The organism is Synechococcus sp. CBW1006 (assembly GCF_015840525.1).
Lineage (GTDB): Bacteria > Cyanobacteriota > Cyanobacteriia > PCC-6307 > Cyanobiaceae > CBW1002.
This window is the reverse complement of record NZ_CP060396.1, coordinates 377,887-400,775: the sequence shown is the minus strand read 5'-3', so window position 1 is coordinate 400,775 and position 22,889 is coordinate 377,887. Positions and strand designations below refer to the sequence as shown.

Here is a 22,889-nt window from a genome sequence, read left to right as displayed (position 1 = left end):
GCAGTCCCGAGCCCATGCGCCTTGCCTTCCTTGGTCCGACGGGCACCTACGGCGAACAGGCGGCCGGGCATCTGGCGCGCCTGGAGGGCATCGCCGATCCTGAGCTGGTGCCGCAGCGGGAGATCCGTGCTGTGATCCGGGCCCTGGCCGATGGGGACTGTGAGGCGGCGGTGGTGCCGGTGGAAAACTCGGTGGAAGGTGGTGTCACCACCTGCCTGGATGCGCTGTGGGAACATCCCGATCTCACCATTGCCCGGGCGCTGGTGCTGCCCATCCGCCACGCGCTGATGGGCAGCGGCAGCCTGGCCGACATCAGCGAAGTGCTCTCCCACCCCCAGGCCCTGGCCCAGTGCGGCCAGTGGCTCGCGGCCCAGCTGCCGGCAGCTGTGCAGTTGCCGACCAGCTCAACCGCCGAGGCGGCCCGGCTGGTGGCCGGCAGTCGCTTCCGCGGAGCCATTGCGTCGCGCGAAGCCGCCGCCGAGCACGGTCTGGAGGTGCTGGCCTATCCGATCAACGATGTGCCGGGCAACTGCACCCGCTTTCTGCTGTTGCGCCGCGGTCCCCGCGCCCGGACTGGTGCGCTGGCCAGCCTCGCCTTCTCGTTGCAGGCCAATCGCCCCGGCGCGCTGTTGGAGGCCCTGCAGTGCTTCGCCGCCGAGGGTCTCAACATGAGCCGGATCGAATCGCGCCCATCCAAACGGGAGATGGGGGAATACATCTTCTTTGTCGATCTGGAGTTCATCGCGTCGGATCCCACCGACGCCACTGCCCGGCTGGAGCGTGCTCTGGACCGCCTGCGGCCCCTGTGTGAGCACGTCATGCTGTTCGGGGCCTATCCGATCACCAGCCTCGCCGAAGCGGACTCAGCGGATACTGCTGCAGCGGCGACTCCCGCCAACGCAGAGGCCGCCTAGCTGCCTTTCCGGCCGCGGAACACTCCGAACTGCATCATTCCGGTGCGGAAGGCCCAGTCCATCAGCAGCAGGGTCGGCGTTTCCCTCAGGCCCTGCAGGGCGGCGCCTGGGCCAAGGCCCAGCACTGCCCCCGGCCGGCGCACACCCTCGAGGATCGATTCGATCCAGGAGGGTTGCGTCTGGCGGCTCCAGTCGCCGGTGGTGATCTGGATGCCGCCGCCCCAGGGGCTGGTTTCCAGGTTGTGCTGCAGCGACCGGATGCTGGCGAACTCCGGGTGGGCCCATTGCTCGAGCAGCTGGCGCATCACCCACCGCTCCACGCGGTTCAGGTGTCCATCGGTCGGGTCGCGCCGGTTCCAGTCGGCCACCGCCAGCAGGCCCGCCGGTTTCAGCACCCGCAACAGTTCATCGGCATAGCGCTGCTTGTCCGGCATGTGGGGACCGGCCTCCACGCTCCACACGGCATCGAAGCTGGCGGGCTCCAGATCGAGGGCCAGGGCGTCCATCACCGCAAAGCGGCAGGTGAGTTCTGCTGGCGTGAGGGCCTGGGCACGAGCGATCTGGGCGGGGCTGATGCTGATGCCCAGCACGTTGAAGCCATAGTCGCGGGCCAGGATGCGGGCGCTGCCTCCGATGCCGCAGCCCACGTCGAGCACCCGACTGCCCGGCGGCAGCTGGTCGAGTCCGCTCCAGCGCACCAGCTCATGTACGAAGCTGGCCTTGGCGGCGCGGAAGTCGCACCGGCGCGGCGGATTGCCGTAGTGGCCCAGGTGCACGTGCTCGCCCCAGAGCCGCTCCAGCAGTTGGTCTTCGGTCCAGCGGTCGTAGGCCGCCGCCACGCTGGCGGTGCTGGAGAAGCTGCGCCGTTGGCGCTGCCAGAGCCAGAACGCTCCGACCAGCCCCCCGGCCAGCAGGGCTGTCCCCACGAGGGGCAGGGTCAGATTCGCCATGTTCAGCCCTGGCCGCCAGGCTCGGAGTCTCCTGCTGGATCACCATCGGAGTCCGCGTCGGGCTCACTGTCCCCAAGATCGCGGAAGGTGTCCATCAGAACGGTGCGGGCGGCGAGCTGGCGGCGTGTCTGGTCGAGAAGCTCGTATTCCTGCCGCAGGCGGTCGCCGGTGTCGGTGAGTTCCAGCAGGGCCTGCTGCTCATCGGCCACGGGGCCACCCAGATGGGAACCGATCCAGAACGACAGTTCCCGGGGCAGATCCGGCAGGTCGTTGGGCAGGTGAGCGGGCTTGCCCACCAGCTTGCCGGTCAGTTCGACCACATCCTGCAGGGCCTGGGTCACAGCGGCGGTGAGCGTCTGCAGGTCGTCGTGGCTGCTTGAGACTTCATCCTCGATCCAGCTGACCAGGCCCACCCGGAACGGGGCTTCGCGCACGATTTCCAGCACCCGGAAGCGTTGCTGGCCCATGGTCACGATGTTGCTGCGATCGTCCGGCTGGGTCTGGCAGTGCAGGATTTCGGCGCAGCACCCCACGGACGCCATGCGCTGCTCCTGAGGATCCCAGCGCACCACCCCGAAGCGTCGATCCTCAGCCATCACCGTGCTGAGCAGCATCCGGTAACGCGGCTCGAAGATGTGCAGCGGCAGCACTTCCTGCGGGAACAGCACCACATCGGGCAGCGGGAACAAGGGCAGTTCCCGGATGGTCGGGGTGCTGGTCATGCCGTGATTCCTGCCCAGGTGAAGGGTCGCCCCGCTCCAGCTGGACGGCTGCTGGATGCGCTGGTGCAGCAGGGGCTCGGGACAGGCGGAAAGGCGTGCAACGGGGTGGTCAAGAATGGTTGATCCTAGAAAGAACACCCCCGCCACCGGACGGACCGGCAACGGGGGTGGGTCATCCAGCGGCTGAGAACGCGACAGATTCAGAGCTTGACTTCAATGTCGACGCCACTGGGGAGATCCAGTTTCATCAAGGCGTCGATGGTTTTGGAGGTGGGGCTGTAGATATCGATGATGCGGCGGTGGGTGCGGGTTTCGAAGTGCTCGCGGGAATCCTTGTCCACGTGGGGGGAGCGCAGCACGCAGTAGATCTTGCGCTTGGTTGGCAGGGGAATCGGGCCGATGGCCGTGGCAGCGGTGTGATCGGCTGTTTCGATGATTTTTTCGCAGGAGAGATCCAGCATGCGGCGGTCAAAGGCCTTCAGACGGATGCGGATCTTCTGCTGGGCGATGGCAGTGGACATGGAGGGGCGCGCAGGAAACCCGACCTGACAGGGTCGGCGGGAGGGGTGAGTTGTCGAGGTGCACAAAAAGGGGCGGGGTTTTGGGCCCCGACCCCTTCAACCTAGATCAGAAGCGGCGGCAAGCCGGTTCAGGCGACGATCTTGGAGACCACGCCGGCACCGATGGTGCGACCACCTTCGCGGATGGCGAAGCGCATGCCCTGCTCAATGGCAACCGGGCAGATCAGCTCGGCACTCATCTTGATGCGGTCGCCGGGCATGACCATTTCCACGTTCTCACCTTCATCGGAGGTGAAGGCGGTGATCTGACCGGTCACATCCGTGGTGCGGATGTAGAACTGCGGGCGATAACCGGCGAAGAAGGGGGTGTGACGGCCGCCTTCTTCCTTCTTCAGCACATACACCTCGCCCTCGAACTTGGTGTGGGGCTTGATCGAGTTGGGCTTGACGAGCACCATGCCGCGCTCGATGTCTTCCTTCTGGATGCCACGCAGCAACAGGCCGACGTTGTCGCCTGCCATGCCCTCGTCGAGCAGCTTGCGGAACATTTCGACCCCGGTCACGGTGGTCTCGCGGGTGTCGCGGATGCCCACGATCTGGACTGTCTCACCCACTTTGACCTTGCCGCGCTCAATCCGGCCGGTGGCGACGGTGCCGCGACCGGTGATCGAGAACACGTCTTCGATCGCCATCAGGAACGGCTTGTCGATCTCGCGCTCGGGCTCGGGGATGGCCTCGTCAACGGCATCCATCAGGTCGAGGATCTTGTCGACCCACTCGTCTTCACCACGCACGGCCTTCTTGCCGCCCTGGATGTACTCCAGGGCTTTGAGGGCGGAGCCAGCAACAATCGGGATGTCATCGCCGGGGAAGTCGTAGCTGCTCAGCAGCTCACGCATCTCCAGTTCGACGAGTTCGAGGATTTCCTCGTCGTCGACCATGTCCTTCTTGTTGAGGAAGACCACCAGGGCGGGCACACCCACCTGCTTGGCCAGCAGGATGTGCTCCTTGGTCTGGGCCATCGGGCCGTCGGTGGCGGCCACCACCAGGATGGCGCCGTCCATCTGGGCGGCACCGGTGATCATGTTCTTCACATAATCGGCGTGGCCCGGGCAGTCGACGTGGGCATAGTGCCGCTTGTCGGTTTCGTACTCGACGTGGGCGGTATTGATCGTGATGCCCCGCTCTTTCTCTTCGGGAGCGCCGTCGATTTCGTCGTAGGCCTGGGCCTTGGCCATGCCCTGGGACGCCAGCACGTTGGTGATGGCAGCCGTCAGGGTGGTTTTGCCGTGGTCAACATGGCCGATGGTGCCGATGTTGACGTGAGGCTTGTTCCTTTCGAACTTCTCGCGAGCCATGGAAGGGAAGAATCGGGGGGGTTAGTGAGTAGAGAAAAGATCAGGAATTGCCCTGATTCTTGGAGATGATGGCCTCGGCCACGTTGCGAGGAACTTCCTCGTAATGGCTGAATTCCATCGAGAAGATACCCCGACCCTGGGTCATGGATCGGAGCTGGGTGGCGTAGCCGAACATCTCGGCCAACGGTACCTTGGCCTGCACCTTGGACTGTCCGTCATCGACGGACTGCCCCTCCACCTGGCCGCGGCGGGAGGAGAGGTCACCGATGATCGAACCGAGGAAATCCTCGGGAACTTCGACCTCGACCTTCATCATCGGTTCAAGCAGTACAGGATTGCACTTCTTGACGCCGTCTTTGAAGGCCAGCGACCCGGCGATCTTGAAGGCCATTTCCGACGAGTCCACATCATGGTAGGACCCGTCGACCATGGTGACCCGCACATCGATCATCGGGAAGCCCGCGATCACGCCTGACTGGCAGGTCTCCTTCATGCCCTGTTCGGCAGGGCCGATGTACTCCTTCGGCACGATGCCGCCAACAATCTTGTTGACGAACTCGAAGCCGGAACCCGGCTCTCCAGGCTCCATTTCGATTACCACGTGGCCATACTGGCCCTTGCCTCCGGTCTGGCGGGCAAATTTGCCCTCACCTTTGGAGCTGGCGCGAATGGTTTCCCGATAGGAGACCTGAGGGGCGCCGATGTTGGCCTCCACCTTGAATTCGCGCAGCATCCGGTCCACAAGGATTTCCAGATGGAGTTCGCCCATGCCGGCGATCACGGTCTGGTTGGTTTCCGGATCGGTGCGGACCCGGAAGGTGGGATCTTCTTCTGAAAGCGACTGCAAGGCTTTGGAGAGCTTCTCCATATCGCCCTTGGTCTTGGGCTCCACAGCCACCGAGATCACAGGCTCGGGAATGTAGAGAGATTCCAGGATGATCGGATCGTTTTCCACACAGAGTGTATCTCCGGTGGTGGTGTCCTTCAGGCCAAGAACGGCGCCAAGATCGCCGGCACGAAGTTCGTCAACTTCCTCACGATCATCGGCCTTGAGAATGATCAGGCGGGAGATGCGCTCTTTTTTGTCCTTGGTGGAATTGAGTACGTAACTGCCTTTCTGTAGAACACCCGAATACATGCGGATGAACGTCAGTTTGCCGAAGGGATCGGCCATCACCTTGAAGGCAAGGGCGCTGAAGGGAGCGCTGTCGTCCGAGGGCCGCAGGGCCTCGGTGCCATCGGGCAGCAGGCCTTGAATGGGGGGAACGTCAATCGGCGCGGGCAGGTAATCCACCACGGCGTCGAGCAGCAGCTGAACCCCTTTATTCTTGAACGCTGAACCACAGAGCATCGGCACGAGGCCGTGCTTGAGAACGCCTTCGCGAATCCCTTTGTGCAGCTGGGCTTCAGTCAGCTCGCCTGTCTCGAGGAAGACTTCAAGAAGCTCCTCATCGTTTTCGGCGACTGATTCCATCAGCTTTTCACGCCAAGTCGCGACTTCATCGGCCATGGAGGCGGGGATATCAGCCTCCTCAATATCCTTGCCGAGGTCATCTTTATAGATATAAGCCTTGTTCTTCACCAGGTCGACGATGCCGCTCAGTTCGCCTTCAGCGCCGATCGGCAGCTGGATCGGGGCGGCATTGGCCTTGAGGCGATCCTTGATCTGGCCATAGACCTTGAGGAAATCAGCGCCGGTGCGGTCCATCTTGTTGACGAACACCATGCGGGGAACTTTGTAGCGGTCCGCCTGACGCCACACTGTTTCCGACTGGGGCTGAACGCCACCGACCGCGCAGAAGACCGCAATCACGCCATCCAGCACTCGCATGGAGCGCTCCACCTCAATGGTGAAGTCCACGTGACCGGGGGTGTCAATGATGTTGATGCGGTGGTCTTTCCAGCTGGTGGAAATGGCCGCCGCGGTGATCGTGATGCCCCGCTCCCGCTCCTGGGCCATCCAGTCGGTGACAGCAGCGCCGTCGTGCACCTCGCCCATCTTGTGGACGACGCCCGAATAAAACAGGATCCGTTCGGTCGTTGTGGTCTTGCCCGCGTCGATATGGGCAGCGATACCAATATTTCTGACGCGTTCCAGGGGGTAGGCGCGGGCCACGGGGACTGTCTCCGAAGGGGGGCGTGAAAAATGCGGGACTTACTTTACAAAGCGGCCGAACGGTCAGGCGCAGGCCGATCCGATGGGGCACACGTGTCATCCCAGAGATCCGGCCGCAACAGGATCTCTGCGTGGGGTCGCCTCAGTAGCGGTAGTGGGCGAAAGCCTTGTTGGCCTCGGCCATCTTGTGGGTTTCTTCGCGCTTGCGTACGGCGCTGCCGGCCTCATTGGCGGCATCCATCAGTTCACCGGCCAGTTTCTGAGCCATGCTGCGGCCGTTGCGGGCCCTGGAATAATTGACCAGCCAGCGCAGGGCCATGGCGGTGCCCCGCTCCTGACGCACTTCCATGGGGACCTGATAGGTGGCACCACCGACCCGGCGGGCCCGCACCTCCACCAGGGGAGTGGCATTGCGCACGGCGGTTTCGAACAGTTCCAGCGGATCAGTGCCGGTGCGCTCGTTGATCAGCGTGAAGGCGTCGGAAAGAATCCGCTGAGCGGTCGACTTCTTGCCGTGCTTCATCAGGCGCGCCACGATCATCGAGGCGAGGCGGCTGTTGAACTGGGGATCGGGAAGAACCGGGCGCTTCTCGGCGGCGTTACGGCGGGACATGGACCTGGGTTAGGGGCGGGGGGCAGGAGATGAGGAGGGTCTGAGAACGATCAGCCCTTCGGGGTCTTGGCGCCGTATTTCGAACGGCTCTGGCGACGATCCTTCACGCCTGCGGTATCGAGGGTGCCGCGGATGATGTGGTAACGAACGCCTGGCAGATCTTTGACACGGCCGCCGCGGATCAGCACGACGGAGTGCTCCTGCAGGTTGTGGCCGATGCCGGGGATGTAAGCGGTCACCTCAAAGCCCGAGGTGAGCCGCACGCGAGCCACCTTGCGCAGAGCTGAGTTGGGCTTCTTGGGGGTGGAGGTGTACACGCGGGTGCACACACCACGCCGCTCGGGGCAGGCGCGCAGGGCCGGAGACTTGGTCTTGCGGGTCAAGCGCTGCCGTTCGGTGCGGATCAGCTGCTGAATGGTGGGCATCGAGGGCCTTAGTGCTTCTCGGGGAGGACTGGTCGGACGTCCGACCGATTTCGACAATCCGCCACATTACTGGGTCGTCGGACGCTCCTCTGACGAACGGCTGAAGGCGGCCCCACAGGCGCAGGCACGGATGCTGCCAACGGGTCGGATCAGAAAGCCTCCGCCACTGAGGTCGCCGCGGTAATCCAGGCTGAGGCCTGTCAGCAGCCCTTGCTGGTCGGCGGGTGCGAACAGGGTGATGCCATCGGCCCGGGCGATCGGCGTGCCCGCCAGATGGCCCGGGCGCAGGCGGATCGCCCAGCGCTCGCAGCTGCCGTCGATCAGATCCAGATGCATCATCCCGGGGGTGCCGGCGACGGCGGCCTGGCGTCCCAGTTCTGCCGCCGCCGCCGCCGTCAGGCGCAGGCTGTGACCCTTGGGCATGGGCGGAGATGCGACAGGCTAAGCGTGGATCCAGTGTGCCAGTTGCCCACGCCCGAGTTCAGGGTGCTGCGGTCTCGATCCGGGCCATGGGGCGACCTCCGGGCACCAGGCCGAGGCCGTTGTGCACCGAGCCCGCCACGCCCCGGCCCTTGACCGTGTGCTGCCCGCCCATGACCAGCCCGGTGGAGCTGCCTCCATCGAGATTGAGCGCATCGCGCAGGCCCATCTGCTGGAGCACCCAGGCGGTTTCGCTGAGGGTGGGCCCGGCCTGATCCACCCCCTCCAGGGTGACCAGCCAGAGTCGTCGACCGTCGCTGCCGACCACGGTGCGGGGGGCTCCCTGGCGCAGGAAGGCATCGCCGAAGCCCTCGGCGGTTCCGTTCAGCACCACCCGGCCGTTCTGCAGCAGCAACGGCCCGCCTCCCATGACAGAGCCGGCCTGCCCAAGGGTGGAACTGGGCCGGCTGTCGATCTGCAGACGCTCCCCCGGACTCCAGGGAAGGGGCGCTCCGGCGCGGGCCACCAGCAGGGAACTGCCCTCGGGCAGGGGGATGCTGCGTGCCAGAGCCGTGCCGTCGAAGAGTTGGGTCACGACACCGTTCTGAATCAGGGCCCCTGACTCAGAGCCGCTCAGAGCCTGGTAAGCGGCTCCCCAGTCGGCGGTGTAGCGGCTCAGGCCGCGCTGCACATAGCCGCTGTTGAGCACCGTCAGGGGTGTGCGCCTGCCGTTGGCGTCGATCACCCATTCCTGCAGTTGCAGCCGGCCGAACTGGGGCAGCTGCTGGCCGCTCCAGGCCATCACACCGCGGTTGAGAATCGGCCCCGACAGCCAGCGGCCACCCTCCTTGAGGGCCCCGAGCGGCAGGCGGCGCACCCGATTGAAGTAGCCACCGTTGATCGCCACCAGGGCGTCCTGCTGGCGTGCCAGATCCGACAGGGAGCTGAGTCCCTGCATGCCGTCACTGCGGGTGAGGGTCCGCAGCTGCAGTGAGCTGGCCGCCGGATCCATCACGACACTGTTGATCCGCAGATTGCGGCCGGCCACCGTGCGGGTCTGGCGATCCCAGCGGAGGTCGCGGCCCAGCAGCGCCTGAAGCCGTGGATCGATCGGTGCAGGCTTGGCGGCAGGGGCACCCGAGGAGCTGGCAGCGGCGCCATCGCCGGCCAGATCGACCACCAGGCGGTGTGGGGTGCCGAGGGTGAAGAGTTTGCTCAGGCGGGTGCCTGCGCTGACGCCCAGCTCGACGCCGCCTCTGCGAGCACGGGGTTGAAGGCCCAGGGCGGCGAGCTGGCGGAGCTGGTCGGGGGACCCTTCGAGCGCCACAAAGAGCCGGCTTCCCTCCTGCCGGACCAGGGCAGGCGCGTTGAGATCGAGAACGACCCGGCGTGTGCCGTCTGGGGTGGAGCTGCGCAGACCGAGGAGGGCCGCCGGCGGTAATTCCAGGTGGAGAGCGTCTCCCACGACGCGCGTCTGAACCCCAACCGCGTTCAGCAGGGGCAGCACGTTCACGGCGACCTCGTCGTCGAGGCTGCGCTGGTCCACCGCCGGCACCACCAAGGGGCGGCCGTACCACTCCAGATCGAGGGTGCCGCCGTCGATGGTGCGGCTGCTCACACCGAGTTGCCCCTGGAGAACCTCCAGCGGCAGCCACAGTTCCGAGCTGCCGGCAGGCGATTGCCGCGATTCCCATCGGGCCTGCTGACGCTGGCCGTTGATCACCACGGCCGTACCTGTGCTGGCGCGCTGGGCTACGGATCGGATCTGCCCCAACCACGGCTGAGCCGAGCGGCTGGGGGTGGGCGGAGCGTCCGGAAGTCGCGTGGATTCAGCAGTCAGGACCGGTGGCGCCGGTAGCGAGGCCAGCGGCTGGGGCAAGGCCGCCACGGAATCGGCGGCGAGCAGGAGCAGCAACGGGGCCAGGACCATGGCGGGCTGCGGCAGAGGGCGGAAACCTAACCCTGATGGATGGGGTGTGCCGCACTGCAAGGATCCGTGAGCGTGCAGGACGTCCCTGGTGGAACCAGCCGCGACAACGGGTGCCTCGGCGGAACCGGTGGGTCGCGATTGGAACGGCGTCAGGGGTGCAACTTCGGTAGTGTCAGTCCCTACGATGGATCGTTCTGCGTATCGCCGGGGCCATACCGCCATCGGTCTTAGCAGTCGCACGTCGTGTCCGCAGGTCCCGTCCAGCGTTATGCCCCGTTACACCCAGCCCGTTTGGCCCCATTGCGACAGCCCGGCGCCGGCGGCCGTGGCCGGGGAGAAGGATGCCTGCGGTGTCGGTTTTCTGGCGCACCTCAATGGTGAGCCGAGCCACTGGGTCCTGCAGCAGGCCCTGCGAGGGCTCGAATGCATGGAACACCGCGGTGGCTGTGGCGGTGACAGTGATTCCGGCGACGGCGCCGGGCTGCTGTGTGGCATTCCCTGGGGTTATCTCGAGGCCGTCTGGCCCGAGGCGGCAGCGGCGGAGGGGAGTGTGCGCGGACTGGGCATGGTGTTCATGCCGGCAGATGCAGGCCTGCGGGATCAGGCCCGTCACTTCTGCGAGCAGGAGGCTGAGCGGCTGGATCTGCGCTCGCTTGGCTGGCGCAAGGTGCCTGTTGCTCCTGAGGTGCTGGGGGTTCTGGCGCGCCAGACTGCACCGGCCATCGAGCAGTGGCTGCTCGCGTCCGAGCAGGATGGTGACGCCCTTGAGGCCCTGCTGTTTCGCCTGCGCCGCCGCATCGGCGACCGGGCTCGCGAAGCCTGGGGCCCCGGCCCGAACGACCTTTATTTCGCCTCCCTCAGTGGTCGCACCGTTGTTTACAAAGGTATGGTGCGTTCCGCCGTGCTGGCCGCCTTCTACGGCGACCTGCGGGATCCGCGCTTCGCGGTGAGCTTCGCGGTCTATCACCGCCGCTTCAGCACCAACACCTTGCCCCGCTGGCCCCTGGCGCAGCCGATGCGGCTGCTGGGCCATAACGGCGAGATCAACACTCTGCTGGGAAATCTCAACTGGGCCCGGGCTGCTGAAGCCCACCTCGAGGACGCATGGGGTGACAGCGCCGCGGACATCCGGCCGGTGGTCAACGCCGCCTTCAGCGATTCGGCCAACCTCGATGCCACCCTTGAGCTGATGGTGCGCAGCGGTCGGCCGATCACCGACAGCCTGCTGACCCTGGTGCCGGAAGCCTTCCTCAACCAGCCCGAGCTGGAGAGCCGCCCGGCCATCCAGGCGATGTATGAATTCAACTCCTGTCTGCAGGAGCCCTGGGACGGTCCTGCCCTGCTTGTCTTCACCGATGGTCGCAGTGTCGGCGCCACTCTCGACCGCAACGGCCTGCGGCCGGCCCGCTACTGCATCACCACCGATGGCTATGTGGTGATGGGCTCGGAGACCGGTGTGGTGGATCTGGAGGAGAGCCGCATCCTGGAGAAAGGGCGGCTCGGCCCCGGCCAGATGCTGGCGGTGGATCTCGAGAACGGCCGCCTCCTCCACAACTGGGAGGTGAAGGAGGAAGCGGCGGCCCGTCACCCCTATGGCGCCTGGCTGGCTGAGCACCGTCGCAGCCTGTTGCCGCAGCCCTGGGAGCAGGAGCAGCGTCTCGGGGATCTGGACCTGCTGCAGCACCAGACCGCCTTCGGTTTCAGCGCCGAAGACCTGGACCTGGTGATCGAGGACATGGCCGGAGCGGCGAAGGAGCCCACCTACTGCATGGGTGACGACATCCCGCTGGCCGTGCTCTCCAGTAAGCCCCACCTGTTGTTCGACTATTTCAAGCAACGTTTCGCCCAGGTCACCAACCCGCCGATCGACCCGCTGCGGGAAAAGCTGGTGATGAGCCTCGAGATGTTTCTGGGGCGGCGGGGGTCCGCCCTGAAGCCCGAGCCGCAGGCGGCCTCCGGGCTCCATCTCGAGACCCCCGTCCTCAATGAGGCCGAACTCGCTGACCTGGGTGCTCATCACATCCCTCTGGGCACCCTCTCCACCCTCTATGCCGTGACCGCTGGCCCCGCTGGCCTTGAGGTGGCCGTGCGGCGCCTGAGGGATGCCGCTGCCGAAGCGGTGCGGAACGGCTGCCAGATCCTGGTGCTCTCCGATCGGCAGGGTCCTGAGGGTGGATCCGCGGGGATTGGGTCGACGATCACCTACATCCCCCCTCTGCTGGCGGTGGGCGCGGTACACCATCACTTGCTCAACCTCGGGCTGCGGCTGCGCTGTTCCCTGGTGGTCGACACGGCCCAGTGCTGGACGACTCACCACCTCGCCTGCCTGATCGGCTATGGCGCCAGTGCTGTCTGCCCCTGGCTTGCGTTTGAAACCACCCGCCACTGGCTGGCCCACCCCAAGACCCAGTCGCTGATCGAGCGCGGCAAGCTGCCCGCCCTCAGCGTGGACCAGGCCCAGGCGAACGTGCGCAAGGCTCTCGAAGATGGCCTGCGCAAGATCCTCTCCAAGATCGGCATCTCCCTGCTGGCCAGCTATCACGGCGCCCAGATCTTCGAGGCGATCGGCATCGGCGCCGATCTGATCGAGCTGGCCTTCAAGGGCACCACCAGCCGCGTCGCCGGTCTGAGCCTCACCGATCTGGCCTGCGAGACCCTGGCCTTCCACGCCAAGGCCTATCCCGAACTCAACCGCACCAAGCTGGAGTTCATGGGCTTTGTGCAGTACCGCACTGGCGGCGAGTTCCATCTCAACAGCCCGGAGATGGCCAAGGCCTTGCACGCCGCTGTGAAGCAAGGTCCTGGGTACGACCATTTCTCCACCTACAAGACCCTGCTGGAGAATCGTCCGGTCACAGCCCTGAGGGATCTGCTCCAGTTGCGACCGGCTCCTGAACCCCTGCCCCTGGATCAGGTGGAGAGCGTCGAGAGCATCTGCAGCCGCTTCTGCACCGGTGGCATGAGCCTGGGGGCCCTCTCGCGGGAGGCCCACGAGGTGCTGGCGATCGCGATGAACCGCATCGGCGGCAAGAGCAACAGTGGCGAGGGCGGTGAGGATCCTGCCCGCTTCCGGCCCCTCGCCGATGTGGACGATCAGGGCCACTCGGCCACTCTCTCCACCATCCGCGGCCTTCGCCGCGGAGACTCGGCCAATTCGGCGATCAAGCAGATCGCTTCGGGGCGCTTCGGTGTGACTCCCGAGTATCTCCGCAGCGGCAGCCAGCTGGAAATCAAGGTGGCCCAGGGCGCGAAGCCCGGCGAGGGTGGTCAGTTGCCGGGGCCCAAGGTGGACCCCTACATCGCCTGGCTTCGCAACAGCAAGCCCGGCGTGGCCTTGATCTCGCCGCCGCCTCACCACGACATCTATTCGATCGAGGATCTGGCCCAGCTGATTCACGACCTTCACCAGGTACATCCCGCCGCCAAGGTGAGCGTCAAGCTGGTGTCTGAGATTGGAATCGGCACCATTGCTGCCGGCGTGGCCAAGGCCAACGCCGACGTGATTCAGATCTCCGGCCACGATGGCGGCACCGGAGCCTCACCGCTGAGCTCGATCAAACATGCCGGCAGCCCCTGGGAGCTGGGGCTCACTGAAGTGCACCGCAGCCTGCTGGAGAACGGCCTGCGCGATCGGGTTCTGCTGCGCGCCGATGGAGGCCTCAAGACCGGCTGGGATGTGCTGATCGCCGCCCTGCTTGGCGCCGAGGAATACGGATTCGGCTCGGTGGCGATGATCGCCGAGGGCTGCATCATGGCCCGCGTCTGCCACACCAACAACTGTCCGGTGGGGGTGGCAACCCAGAAGGAGGCCCTGCGTCAACGCTTCACCGGTCTGCCCGAGCATGTGGTGAGCTTCTTCCTGTTTATCGCTGAAGAAGTGCGCCAGTTGCTCAGCGTGCTCGGAGTGGCTCGCCTGGAGCACCTGATCGGCCGGACCGATCTGCTCGAGATGCGCGACGTGGCACTGGCCAAGACCGGATCGCTGGATCTCTCCTGTCTGCTGGCTCCGATTGAGGCTGCTGCTGACCGCATCTGGCTTCGCCATGACGGCCAGGCCCACGCCAACGGTCCGGTGCTGGAAGACCAGCTGCTGGCTGACCCCGCCGTGATGGCGGCCATCGACGGCCATGGTGCGGTGGTTCGCACCCTGCCGATCGTGAACACTGATCGCAGTGTGGGTGCCCGCCTCTCCGGCGAGATTGCCGCCCGCTACGGCAACACGAGCTTTGGTGGTCGTGTTGATCTCAGTTTCGACGGTGCCGCCGGCCAGAGCTTCGGCGCTTTCCTGCTGAAGGGCATGACACTGCGGCTGGTGGGCGAGGCCAACGATTACGTCGGCAAGGGCATCAACGGCGGTCGCATCACCGTGGTGCCCCCAGCTGGGGTGCATGACCCTGGCAGCCAGGTGATCCTCGGCAACACCTGCCTCTATGGGGCCACCGGTGGCGAGCTGTTCGCCCTGGGCCGCGCCGGTGAGCGCTTCGCCGTGCGCAACAGCGGTGCCGCCACCGTGGTGGAGGGTGCCGGTGACCACTGCTGCGAATACATGACCGGTGGCGTGGTGGTGGTGCTGGGCAGCACTGGCCGCAATGTGGCTGCCGGCATGACCGGCGGTGTGGCGTTCCTGCTGGACGAAGACGACGCCTTGCGCGATCGTCTCAATCCGGAGATCGTCGCCCTCTGCGACCTCACCACCCCTGAGCAGGAGGCCCTGCTGCGGCCCTTGCTGGAGGCCCATCTGGAGGCAACCGGCAGCAGCCGGGCGGCCCAGATCCTGGCCGATTGGCCCAGCTGGAAGCCCCGCTTCAAGGTGCTGGTGCCCCCCAGCGAGAAGGCCAACCTTGGCCTGACCGAACGGGAGGCAGTGGCCGCCTGAGTGGCTGTGTCCACTGCGGTCACGACATGGATTCACTCTCCCCGGATGGATTCACTCTCCCGGGAGGGACAGTTGCTTCCTGTCCACTGACCATCCTGCTGCCACTCCGGTGATGGACCAGCGCGGGCTCCCTGGTGCTCAGCGGGGGAATTCCCGCATCAACCGCTGCACCTCCCCGGCGTGGTAGCTACTTCGGGTCAGAGGGGAGCTCACCACCTGCAGGAAGCCCAGATGGTCCTCTCCATGGAGGCGGAAGCCCTCGAACTGAGCGGGTGTCACGAAGCGCTGCACAGGCAGATGCTTGGGGCCGGGGGAGAGGTACTGGCCGATGGTCACGATGTCTACCGCGTGGGCGCGCAGATCGCGGAGCACGCCGTCCACCTCGGCGTCGTGTTCGCCCAGTCCCACCATCAGGCCTGATTTGGTGTAGGTGCGGGGCCAGCTTTCGTGCACCCTCTGCAGCAGCTCCAGGGAGCGTTCGTAGATCCCCTGGGGCCGCACCTGGCGATAAAGACGCGGCACGGTCTCGATGTTGTGGTTCAGCACCTCGGGCGCGGCCGCCATCACCGCAGCCAGGGCCTCCCAGTTGCCGCAGAAGTCGGGGATCAGCAACTCGATCGTGGTGAGGGGCGAGCGGCGGCGCACCGCTTCGATGCAGGCCACGAACTGGCTGGCACCGCCGTCGGAAAGGTCGTCGCGGTTCACCGAGGTGATCACCACGTGGCTGAGCCCCATCCGGCTCACCGCTTCCCCCAGCCGCTCCGGTTCGCTGGGATCGAGGCTGCGCACGCTCTTGTCGAAGTCGATGTCGCAGTAGGGGCAGGCCCGTGTGCAGCCGGGCCCCATGATCAGAAAGGTGGCCGTGCCTCCGGCGAAACACTCGCCGATGTTGGGGCAGCTGGCCTCCTGGCAGACCGTGTTGAGCTTCAGGTCTACCAGCAGATCGGCCACGGCTCCGATCCGCTCCCGCTGGGGCGCCTTCACCCGGAGCCACTCGGGTTTGGTGGGGGTGGGCTGGCTGGTCACCATGGCCGGGCGCAATGCACGACTCTAGAAACCGGTCTCGGCCAGCCGGCTGGGGCGATCCCTTACACTCCGGAAATCGGGATGTGGCGCAGCTTGGTAGCGCACTTCGTTCGGGACGAAGGGGCCGCAGGTTCGAATCCTGTCATCCCGACTCTTCTCCTCGCTTCCCCGCCAGGAGTTTGCTAGCTGGAAGAGCAGCTCCCTGTCAGGACAGGTCTCGCGGACCTCTGCTCCATGCAGATCAACCGGGTGGGCATGACCGGTGGCGTTCAGGCCGGGATCGCCACCACCTGGTTACGGCCTCGCTCCTTCGCGGCGTACATCGCGCCATCGGCCCAGGCGATCAGGTCATCCATCGATTCGCCGGGGCGCGCCAGAGCCACCCCCACACTCACCGTGATCTGCGCCTCCCCCTCGGGGATCGGCACCGGTTCACTCGCCAGGCGCCGCAGCTTCTCCCCGATGGCGATCGCATCCTCCAGGCCCTGCACTCCGGGGAGCACCACCATCAGCTCATCACCGCCGATCCGGGCGGCCAGGTCCGAGGCGCGCAGGCAGGAGCGGAGCCGCTCGGCCATGGCCTGCAGCACCGCATCGCCGGCTTGGTGGCCGTAGGTGTCGTTCACCTCCTTGAAGCGGTCAAGGTCGCAGAACAGCACCGCCAGCTCCCCTCCCCGGCGCTGGTCGCGGCCCATGAGCCGCTCGATCTGCGTGAAGACCTCCTCCCGGTTCAGCAAGGTGGTGAGGCTGTCAGTGGCGGCCCGCAGTTCCAGCGCCTTCTTGATGGCGATCCGCTCCGTCACATCGCGCCAGATGACGCTGAGTTCGTCTCCCACCTTCACCACACGGATGTCGAATTGCCGTATGCCGCCATGCACCTCATGCTGGTGGTACTCGAACTCATCAAGCACCAGCGGTTCTCCGGTGGCCAGCACCTGCAGATAACGATCGAACAGTCCGTTCTCAACATGACCCGGCCAGAACTGCCGCAGGGTGCTCCCCACGAACTCGTCGAGGGGCATGTGGTTGTAAGCAGCGGCGGCGGGGTTGGCCCGCAGGATGCGCAGATCCGTGATCCGCCCCTCCTCGTCCCGCACCGGCCCGAGCAGTAGATGGGGATCGAGCAGGGAATCGAGGGTGATGCTCAGCCGCTGCTGCTCGGCCTTGAGCTGCTGCTGGGCCTGCACCAGCTCCGTGACGTCGTAATTCACGCCCATGATCCGCACCACCTTGCCCGCGTCATCGAAGAACCGGCGCGACGCGGCCTGGATGTAACGCACCCCTCCATCGGGCCAGACCACCCGAAAACGGAGGGCGTACTCGCGCTCGCCGCGCACGGCCGCCGCCAGTTCGCTCAGAGCGAACTGGCGGTCCTCGGGATGGACCGTCTGCGACCACGCCTCCACCGCACCGGAGAACTTCTCCGGATCCACACCGTAGATCTGGTACATGACCGAATCCCAGGTGAGCACGTCGTTCACCGGATCCCAGTCCCAGATCCCCACCACGCCGGCGGCGGCAGCTGTCAGGAGGTATTCCGCCTGGGCCACGATCTCGGTGATCTCGTCGAGCTCCAGCAGCACATGCTCCACCGCACCATGGGCATCGCGGAGGTTGCTGAGCTGCAGATTCCCCCAGCCCCTCAGCCCGTCCGCCCGCCGGAACCTCACCCGCACGCCGTAGCCGTCGATTTCACCGCGCAGCACGCTCGCTAGCGCGGCAGGGTCCATCGGTGTTCCGGCCTGTGGATCCTCCACGGACACAAGCTCCAGGGCGGCAAACACCTGCTTCAGGCTTCCCCGGGCCAGCACGGCCGGGCCCAGCCCCAGCAGGGAGCTGAGCTGCCCATTGGCCTGCAGGATGGTCCCCGTATCCGGGGCGCACAGCGCCAGGCCCACACTGCATTGTTCCAGGGTGCGGTGCAGCAGCTGCTCGGTCCTGTTCAGGGCCCCCTCGGCCTCAACCTGGAGCGTGATGTCGATGAACTGGCCGATCAGAAACTCCACATCTCCGCTCGGGTTCCGGGAGCAGGACACGCAGAGATCGATCCAGACGGGTCGTTCCCTGTCCGAACCAGTGCGCACCTTGATTCGATAGCTGGAGCGCCGGTTGGCCAGGATCTCCTCCACGAGAACCTGCTCGCGCTTGACGTCGTCCGGATGGGTGATGTCTTGCCAGTGCAGGGAGTGGGTGGATTGGGGGTCGCAGCCAAGGATCTCGCAGAAGGCCGGGTTCGTCAGGAAAAAGCGACCGCTGGCATCGGTCAGGCCCACGCCGGCGGCGGAATTGTCGATCGTGGTCCTGAAGAGCTCCTCACTGCGGCGTCGCTGTGCTGACTCCCGTGAACGCTGGGCCGCGAGATGCACGGCCACAGCCACCACACCGGAGAGTGCCAGCAGGCGCGTGAGGTAGTCGGTCGAGGGAAAGAAGCCCCAGTAGAGCCCCGACGCGATCGCCAGTGCATAGGCCTGCACAATCAGGGGGATCATCCGGCGTGGCGTCACGACGCTCGCCGAGAGCACCACCACCAGGAAGTAATAGGGCAGCAGCGGGACGTTGCGCGGCAGGGCCAGATCGAGAAGGAACAGCCCGACCATCGCCAGATGTAAAATGAGCAATTGGCGGCGGATGTCGGCAGGCTCCGTGGGTGTCTGGAAAGAGCCCTGATGACTCATGGATTGATTGGCCCTCGGTCTGTTCTACTAAGTGGAATCAGTCTGAGGGGTCCCCGATCCCGGCAGCAGGACGGACACAAGCGATGACACAGGGTTGGGCCTGGTCACCCTGGCGGAGGGATCCACGCAACCCGTCGGGGGAATGGTCACGACCAGGTCACGACCCTGTGCTGCCTGTCCCCGTCGATGGCTTCATCCGCCCGCGCCATCAGGTCGTCGATCGATGCCCCTTTTCTCGACCAGGGACTCGGGTTCGCTCGCCACTCGCCGCCAGTGAGGGCCACCAGAAGCGCATCGCCGCCGATTCGGGCCACCAGATCTGAAGCCCGCAGGCAGGACGCACCAGATCCGCCCTGCCCCGGAGCACAGCGTCCCCGGTCTGGTGACCGAAGGTGTCATGACCCGTCCTGAAGCGGTCCAGGGCGCAGGCCGAGAGCACCACCACCAGGTCGAAGCTCAACAGTGGGGTTCCTTCCTTGCGGGAGAACCGGATTCGCCCAGACGATCAAGGCCAGAACCAGGCCCAGGATCCAGAGCAGGCGGCGATGACCTGCGGAACCCGCTGATCACAAGGCGGCCCAATCCTGTTATCCCGATTCTTCTTTTTAAGCTCTGGTGGGGTCAGCTGAGCTCAGCGCCTGGATACCCCCGCGGAGTCACCATCCGCCCATCGCAGACGTAGCTGCTGCTGTTACCCACCAGCACCAGGGTGAGCATGTCGACCTGCTCCACCGGCAGATCCCCCAGGGTGTGCAGGGTCACGGCCTCTTCCGCCCGGCCCAGCTGACGGGCCAGGGCCACAGGTGTTGTCTTGGGGCGCCCTTGCAGCAGCAGCTCCCGGGTCCGATCCAGCTGCCAGTCCCGGCCCCGCGAGCGGGGGTTGTAGAGCGCCACCACGAAATCACCGGCGGCGGCCGCTTCCAGCCGGCGTTCGATCACTGCCCAGGGGGTGAGCCGGTCGCTGAGGCTGATGGTGCAGAAGTCGTGCATCAGGGGGGCGCCGCAGCGGGCCGCCGCCAGTTGCAGCGCCGAGATGCCGGGATGCACCGCGAACGCCGGTCGCTGATCGCTGGGCAGTTGGCCCCAGAGCTCCAGGGCCAGGCCAGCCATGCCGTAGATGCCGCTGTCTCCGGAGGAGATCAGGGCGACGGGCAGGCCGGCCCCGGCCAGCTCCAGGGCGGTGGCGCAGCGCTGACGCTCCTCGGTGAGTTTCCCGTAAATGCGCTGTTGATCCGGCCGGCGCAGGGGTTCCAGCAGATCGAGATAGAGCCCATAGCCCACCCAGATGGTGGCCTCCGCCAGGGCACGGCGGGCATCGGGGGTGAGCAGATCGAGGCTGCCCGGTCCGCTGCCGACCAGATCCAGCCGGCCCCGGGCCGGCGCCGATTGCCGCGGACTGAAGGCGATCGCCAGGGTGGCGGCTCCGGATTCCCCGGGGCCGGCCTTCTCGATCGTCTTGGTCAGCAGCAGACGGGGGCTGGGGACGGTCCCATGGGCAGAGGAGGTGATGCCCCAGGGCGTGATCGCCTCGGCGGCGAGCAAGGCCGACGCTTCCGCCACGCTGGCGGTGCCCATCTCACCGGCCACCACCTGTGACGGGTTGGGCACGGCCATGGCATCCAGAGCGTTGGCCTCGAAGAGCCGCAGCGGCCAGCCATGGCGCTCCGCCAGCTCCAGTAGCGCCGGCTCGTCGCCCTTGCGGTCGATGCTGCCCAGGCCGGCGACGGCTTCACGGGCCAGTCCGGTGCTGCTGAGGCCGCGTGCCACCAGGCGTTCCAGCAGGCTGGAACTGGTGTTCCGCTCGCAGCCGATGCCGAGCCAGAGGGTTGGGGGATGCCAGCGGCAGCCACGGCCTTGGTAAGCGGTGATCCAGAGATCGCCCGATGGTTCAGCCGTGGTCTGCTGGCGAGGAGTCTGGCTTCCCTGTACCTGAAGCCCCAGAGCCTGGCTGGCTTCCAGGGCGGTCCACCCCGTTTCGCCACAGTCCTGCCGCACAAGCAGGGGAGAGCCTGGAGAAGGGAGGAGGTCGCCGGCCGTCGGGGAGGCTCGCTGCATCAGCCGGGTCCAGTCGCCGCTGCCCCGGCGCCAGCCCCAGGCTGTGCCGAAGCTGTCGAGCGCCAGTCGGCCCTGGCCTGAGCTGGCGCCGGTGACGACAGCCTGCCCGCCCAGCAGGGCCGCCAGTCGATGGCTGAGTGCTTCGCCGCCGCCAGCATGGCCGCCAAGCAGTGGAATGACGAAGCGTCCCTGCGGGTCGAGCACCACCACGGCTGGGTCGCTGGACTTGTCTTGCAGCAGTGGCGCCACCAGGCGGATCACCAGACCGCAGGCTCCCACCGCCACCACGGCGCTGGCCCCGTCCCAGTGGTGCCGCAGCCAGCTGGCCGGGTCGGATGCGTCATCCGCCGCGCTGACCCCGGCGCCTGGCTCAAGCCCTGGCCTCGACGCCGTGCCAGGCAGTCGCACGCGATCCACTAGGCCGGCCTGCTGCAGCTGGGCCAGCAGGGCCCGCGCGGCTTCGCTGAAGCCCAGGCCCAGCACCGGCCCTTTGCGTTCCAGGCTCATGCTTCCTCCTGGATGACGAGCGGCGTGGTCACATCGGCTGGTGGGGAGGGCATCGTGTCGGTCTTCAGAGTCGGTGCGGCCTCGATCGGCTCGGGTCCTGATTCCTTGTCCTCGTTGCTGCTGCCAGCGTTGGTGTCTGCGCCCTGTGGCTTGAGCTCCTGTTGCACAGATTCCTGCGGCTCAGGCGCCTGAGCGGCGCCATCCGGAAGCTCGGTATCCACAGGTTCGCGACTGACCGGACTCTGCTCCAGCTGTTTTGCCTGGTCCTGATCGTTGCCTAGGTCTGCCTGGGGCGACCGGGGGGAGTCCTCTTCAAGGGCCGGTGAGGCTTCAGGTGATGGCTCCAGCGCCGGCGGGATCGTCGGAACGAATGCCTCGACGGCCTCGACGGTCTCAGCGACCTCGGGTTGCGGTGGCGGAGCTTCCCCTAGCAGCTGGGCCACGGTCAGGGCATCGAGGCGGCCTCCCTGCCAGATCGGCCTGGGCCCGGGTTCAAGCCGCACCTCCTGCACCAGGCTGTTGAACGGCGCATTCAGGGGTTCGCCCTGGCCATCGACCAGCTCCAGCACAAGGGCGTTGGAGCCCGGACGCCAGCCCTGCAGCCAGAGGGGGTCGTTGCGATCCACCAGGAAGCTGTCGCCGTTCAGGGTGACGCGCAGGCGCCAGCTGTCGTCGTTCGGCCGCAGATGTTGCAGCGGCGCATCCAGAAGCAGCCAGTCGAGCAGCACCGGTTGGGCGGAAACGGTGAGGGCTGGACTGGCCACGATCAGCTGGGGGGATCCGACCGCCGGCACTCCGAGGGGGTTGGCGGCCACACGGTGCACCACGATCTGGGCCTGGGCGCCAGGGCTCTTGACGGCCTCACCCCAGGGCCTGGCGGCATAGGCGGTGATCCGGTGGCTGCCGGGCGACAGGGGCGGCAAGTTCAGCGCCAGCTGATCGGCGTCGTGCAGGCGGATCGGGGGATCCCCATCGATTTGCACCACCAGATGGGGGCCCAGTCCCAGGGGACCGGCGTCCACCAGGGGCCAGTCCCGCACGGCCAGCTGCAGGATCCAGTCACCCTCAGCCTGGGTGGATCCGTTGCGGGGGCTAAGGATTTCCACCCTGGGCTGATGCTCCCCCAGGGCGCCCATCAGTTGCTGGACTCCTGGGGGTGGCGCCACCTCCCGCAGGGCGGAAGGGGTCGGCCGGCTCAGGATGCCGGCCCCGCCCTCCTGACGTTGCTTGGGTCCGAAGCCCACTCGGGCCGCCACCGCGCTACAACCTGAGGCCCCAACCACCAGGCCCACCAGCACGATCCAGCTGAACAGCCGTGTCATCAGCCGTCCGGCGGGCCTCGCCAAGGCCGGTCTCTGGTCCCCGGCCGTGCCGCTGATCCAGCTCAGAACCGGTCGGGGGATCCACCTCCATCCCATGCGCCCCCATCCAGATTCCCAGACTCGCCCGAATGCCCGCTGGCTCTGACGTTGCGACCCTTTCGTGCCCTGCAGGTCTGATCGCACGTCCGATTCATCGTCGTCTGCGGGCATTCTGCTCACCGATCGCCAAGGCAGGCAGCTGTCTATAGCTCTGGTAGCAAGTCTTTCGCGTCTGGTGCTAGTGCAGACTCTGGATTTTGGGGTCTCTCGATGTGACTCGCTCCCTGTCAAACCCCTTGCCAGGCCTGGAAAGCGCGGGGATTGAACCTTTGTAACTGGCGGGGGGATCCGATTGAAACTGACCCCTATACTTTCGCCAGCGGTCCCCTTTCAGGGGCCCCTCGCACCAGTCGTAGCAAG

The 22,889-nt window shown here is 66.2% G+C and carries 16 protein-coding genes and 1 tRNA gene; 3 read left to right on the top strand and 14 right to left on the bottom strand.

What is annotated here, in order from left to right:
- The first annotated feature begins 14 nt into the window (after positions 1-14).
- Positions 15-914 carry a prephenate dehydratase gene (pheA, locus tag H8F26_RS01945; protein WP_197158910.1) on the top strand — a complete coding sequence of 300 codons (900 nt, stop codon included), beginning with the start codon at positions 15-17 and terminating at the stop codon, positions 912-914.
- On the opposite strand, the gene H8F26_RS01940 is transcribed toward pheA, so the two are convergent.
- From H8F26_RS01940 to H8F26_RS01900, 9 genes are all read right to left on the bottom strand, one after another.
- A complete protein-coding gene (locus H8F26_RS01940; RefSeq protein WP_197157128.1) occupies positions 911-1,864 on the bottom strand; it encodes a methyltransferase domain-containing protein in 954 nt (317 codons plus the stop codon). The two genes, pheA and H8F26_RS01940, sit on opposite strands and share 4 nt — an antisense overlap.
- 2 nt (positions 1,865-1,866) lie before the next feature.
- A complete protein-coding gene (locus H8F26_RS01935; protein WP_197157126.1) occupies positions 1,867-2,586 on the bottom strand; it encodes an LON peptidase substrate-binding domain-containing protein in 720 nt (239 codons plus the stop codon).
- A 200-nt stretch (positions 2,587-2,786) separates the two neighbouring features.
- Positions 2,787-3,107, bottom strand: a complete 321-nt coding sequence (gene rpsJ / locus H8F26_RS01930; RefSeq protein ID WP_197157124.1) for a 30S ribosomal protein S10 — start codon at positions 3,105-3,107, stop codon at positions 2,787-2,789.
- A 128-nt stretch (positions 3,108-3,235) separates the two neighbouring features.
- Complete coding sequence (gene tuf / locus H8F26_RS01925; protein ID WP_197157122.1) at positions 3,236-4,465, bottom strand: elongation factor Tu; 1,230 nt, start codon at positions 4,463-4,465, stop codon at positions 3,236-3,238.
- Positions 4,466-4,505: 40 nt separating this feature from the next.
- Complete coding sequence (gene fusA, locus H8F26_RS01920) at positions 4,506-6,581, bottom strand: elongation factor G (protein WP_197157120.1); 2,076 nt, start codon at positions 6,579-6,581, stop codon at positions 4,506-4,508.
- Positions 6,582-6,723: 142 nt separating this feature from the next.
- On the bottom strand, positions 6,724-7,194 hold the full coding sequence (rpsG, locus tag H8F26_RS01915; RefSeq protein ID WP_197157118.1) for a 30S ribosomal protein S7: 471 nt from the start codon (positions 7,192-7,194) through the stop codon (positions 6,724-6,726).
- Between the two features lie 50 nt (positions 7,195-7,244).
- Complete coding sequence (rpsL, locus tag H8F26_RS01910) at positions 7,245-7,619, bottom strand: 30S ribosomal protein S12 (protein WP_197157116.1); 375 nt, start codon at positions 7,617-7,619, stop codon at positions 7,245-7,247.
- Between the two features lie 66 nt (positions 7,620-7,685).
- Entirely contained in the window at positions 7,686-8,042 is a 357-nt protein-coding gene (locus H8F26_RS01905; protein WP_197157114.1) for an AIR synthase, read from the bottom strand.
- Between the two features lie 58 nt (positions 8,043-8,100).
- Entirely contained in the window at positions 8,101-9,969 is a 1,869-nt protein-coding gene (locus H8F26_RS01900) for a phosphodiester glycosidase family protein (RefSeq protein ID WP_197157112.1), read from the bottom strand.
- Positions 9,970-10,237: 268 nt separating this feature from the next.
- Here H8F26_RS01900 and gltB point away from each other — a divergent pair, with 268 nt between their 5' ends.
- Complete coding sequence (gltB, locus tag H8F26_RS01895; protein WP_197157110.1) at positions 10,238-14,845, top strand: glutamate synthase large subunit; 4,608 nt, start codon at positions 10,238-10,240, stop codon at positions 14,843-14,845.
- Positions 14,846-14,983: 138 nt separating this feature from the next.
- Here gltB and lipA read toward each other — a convergent pair whose 3' ends face one another.
- The gene (gene lipA, locus H8F26_RS01890; RefSeq protein ID WP_197157108.1) at positions 14,984-15,874 is read right to left on the bottom strand and encodes a lipoyl synthase; all 891 of its coding nucleotides are present in this window, start codon (positions 15,872-15,874) and stop codon (positions 14,984-14,986) included.
- A gap of 74 nt (positions 15,875-15,948) precedes the next feature.
- Between lipA and H8F26_RS01885 the strand changes: the two genes are divergently transcribed.
- Positions 15,949-16,022, top strand: a tRNA-Pro gene (locus H8F26_RS01885).
- A gap of 118 nt (positions 16,023-16,140) precedes the next feature.
- Here the strand turns inward: H8F26_RS01885 and H8F26_RS01880 are convergent.
- The 4 genes from H8F26_RS01880 to H8F26_RS01865 form a co-directional block, all read right to left on the bottom strand.
- Positions 16,141-18,546 carry a bifunctional diguanylate cyclase/phosphodiesterase gene (locus tag H8F26_RS01880; protein WP_231605404.1) on the bottom strand — a complete coding sequence of 802 codons (2,406 nt, stop codon included), beginning with the start codon at positions 18,544-18,546 and terminating at the stop codon, positions 16,141-16,143.
- A 208-nt stretch (positions 18,547-18,754) separates the two neighbouring features.
- Positions 18,755-19,006 (bottom strand): hypothetical protein, encoded by a 252-nt coding sequence (locus H8F26_RS01875; protein WP_197157096.1) that lies wholly within the window; start codon positions 19,004-19,006, stop codon positions 18,755-18,757.
- A gap of 161 nt (positions 19,007-19,167) precedes the next feature.
- Positions 19,168-21,108, bottom strand: a complete 1,941-nt coding sequence (gene cobJ / locus H8F26_RS01870; protein WP_197157094.1) for a precorrin-3B C(17)-methyltransferase — start codon at positions 21,106-21,108, stop codon at positions 19,168-19,170.
- Complete coding sequence (locus H8F26_RS01865) at positions 21,105-22,430, bottom strand: hypothetical protein (protein WP_197157092.1); 1,326 nt, start codon at positions 22,428-22,430, stop codon at positions 21,105-21,107. The genes cobJ and H8F26_RS01865 overlap by 4 nt, the downstream gene beginning before the upstream one ends.
- Between the last annotated feature and the right edge of the window lie 459 nt (positions 22,431-22,889).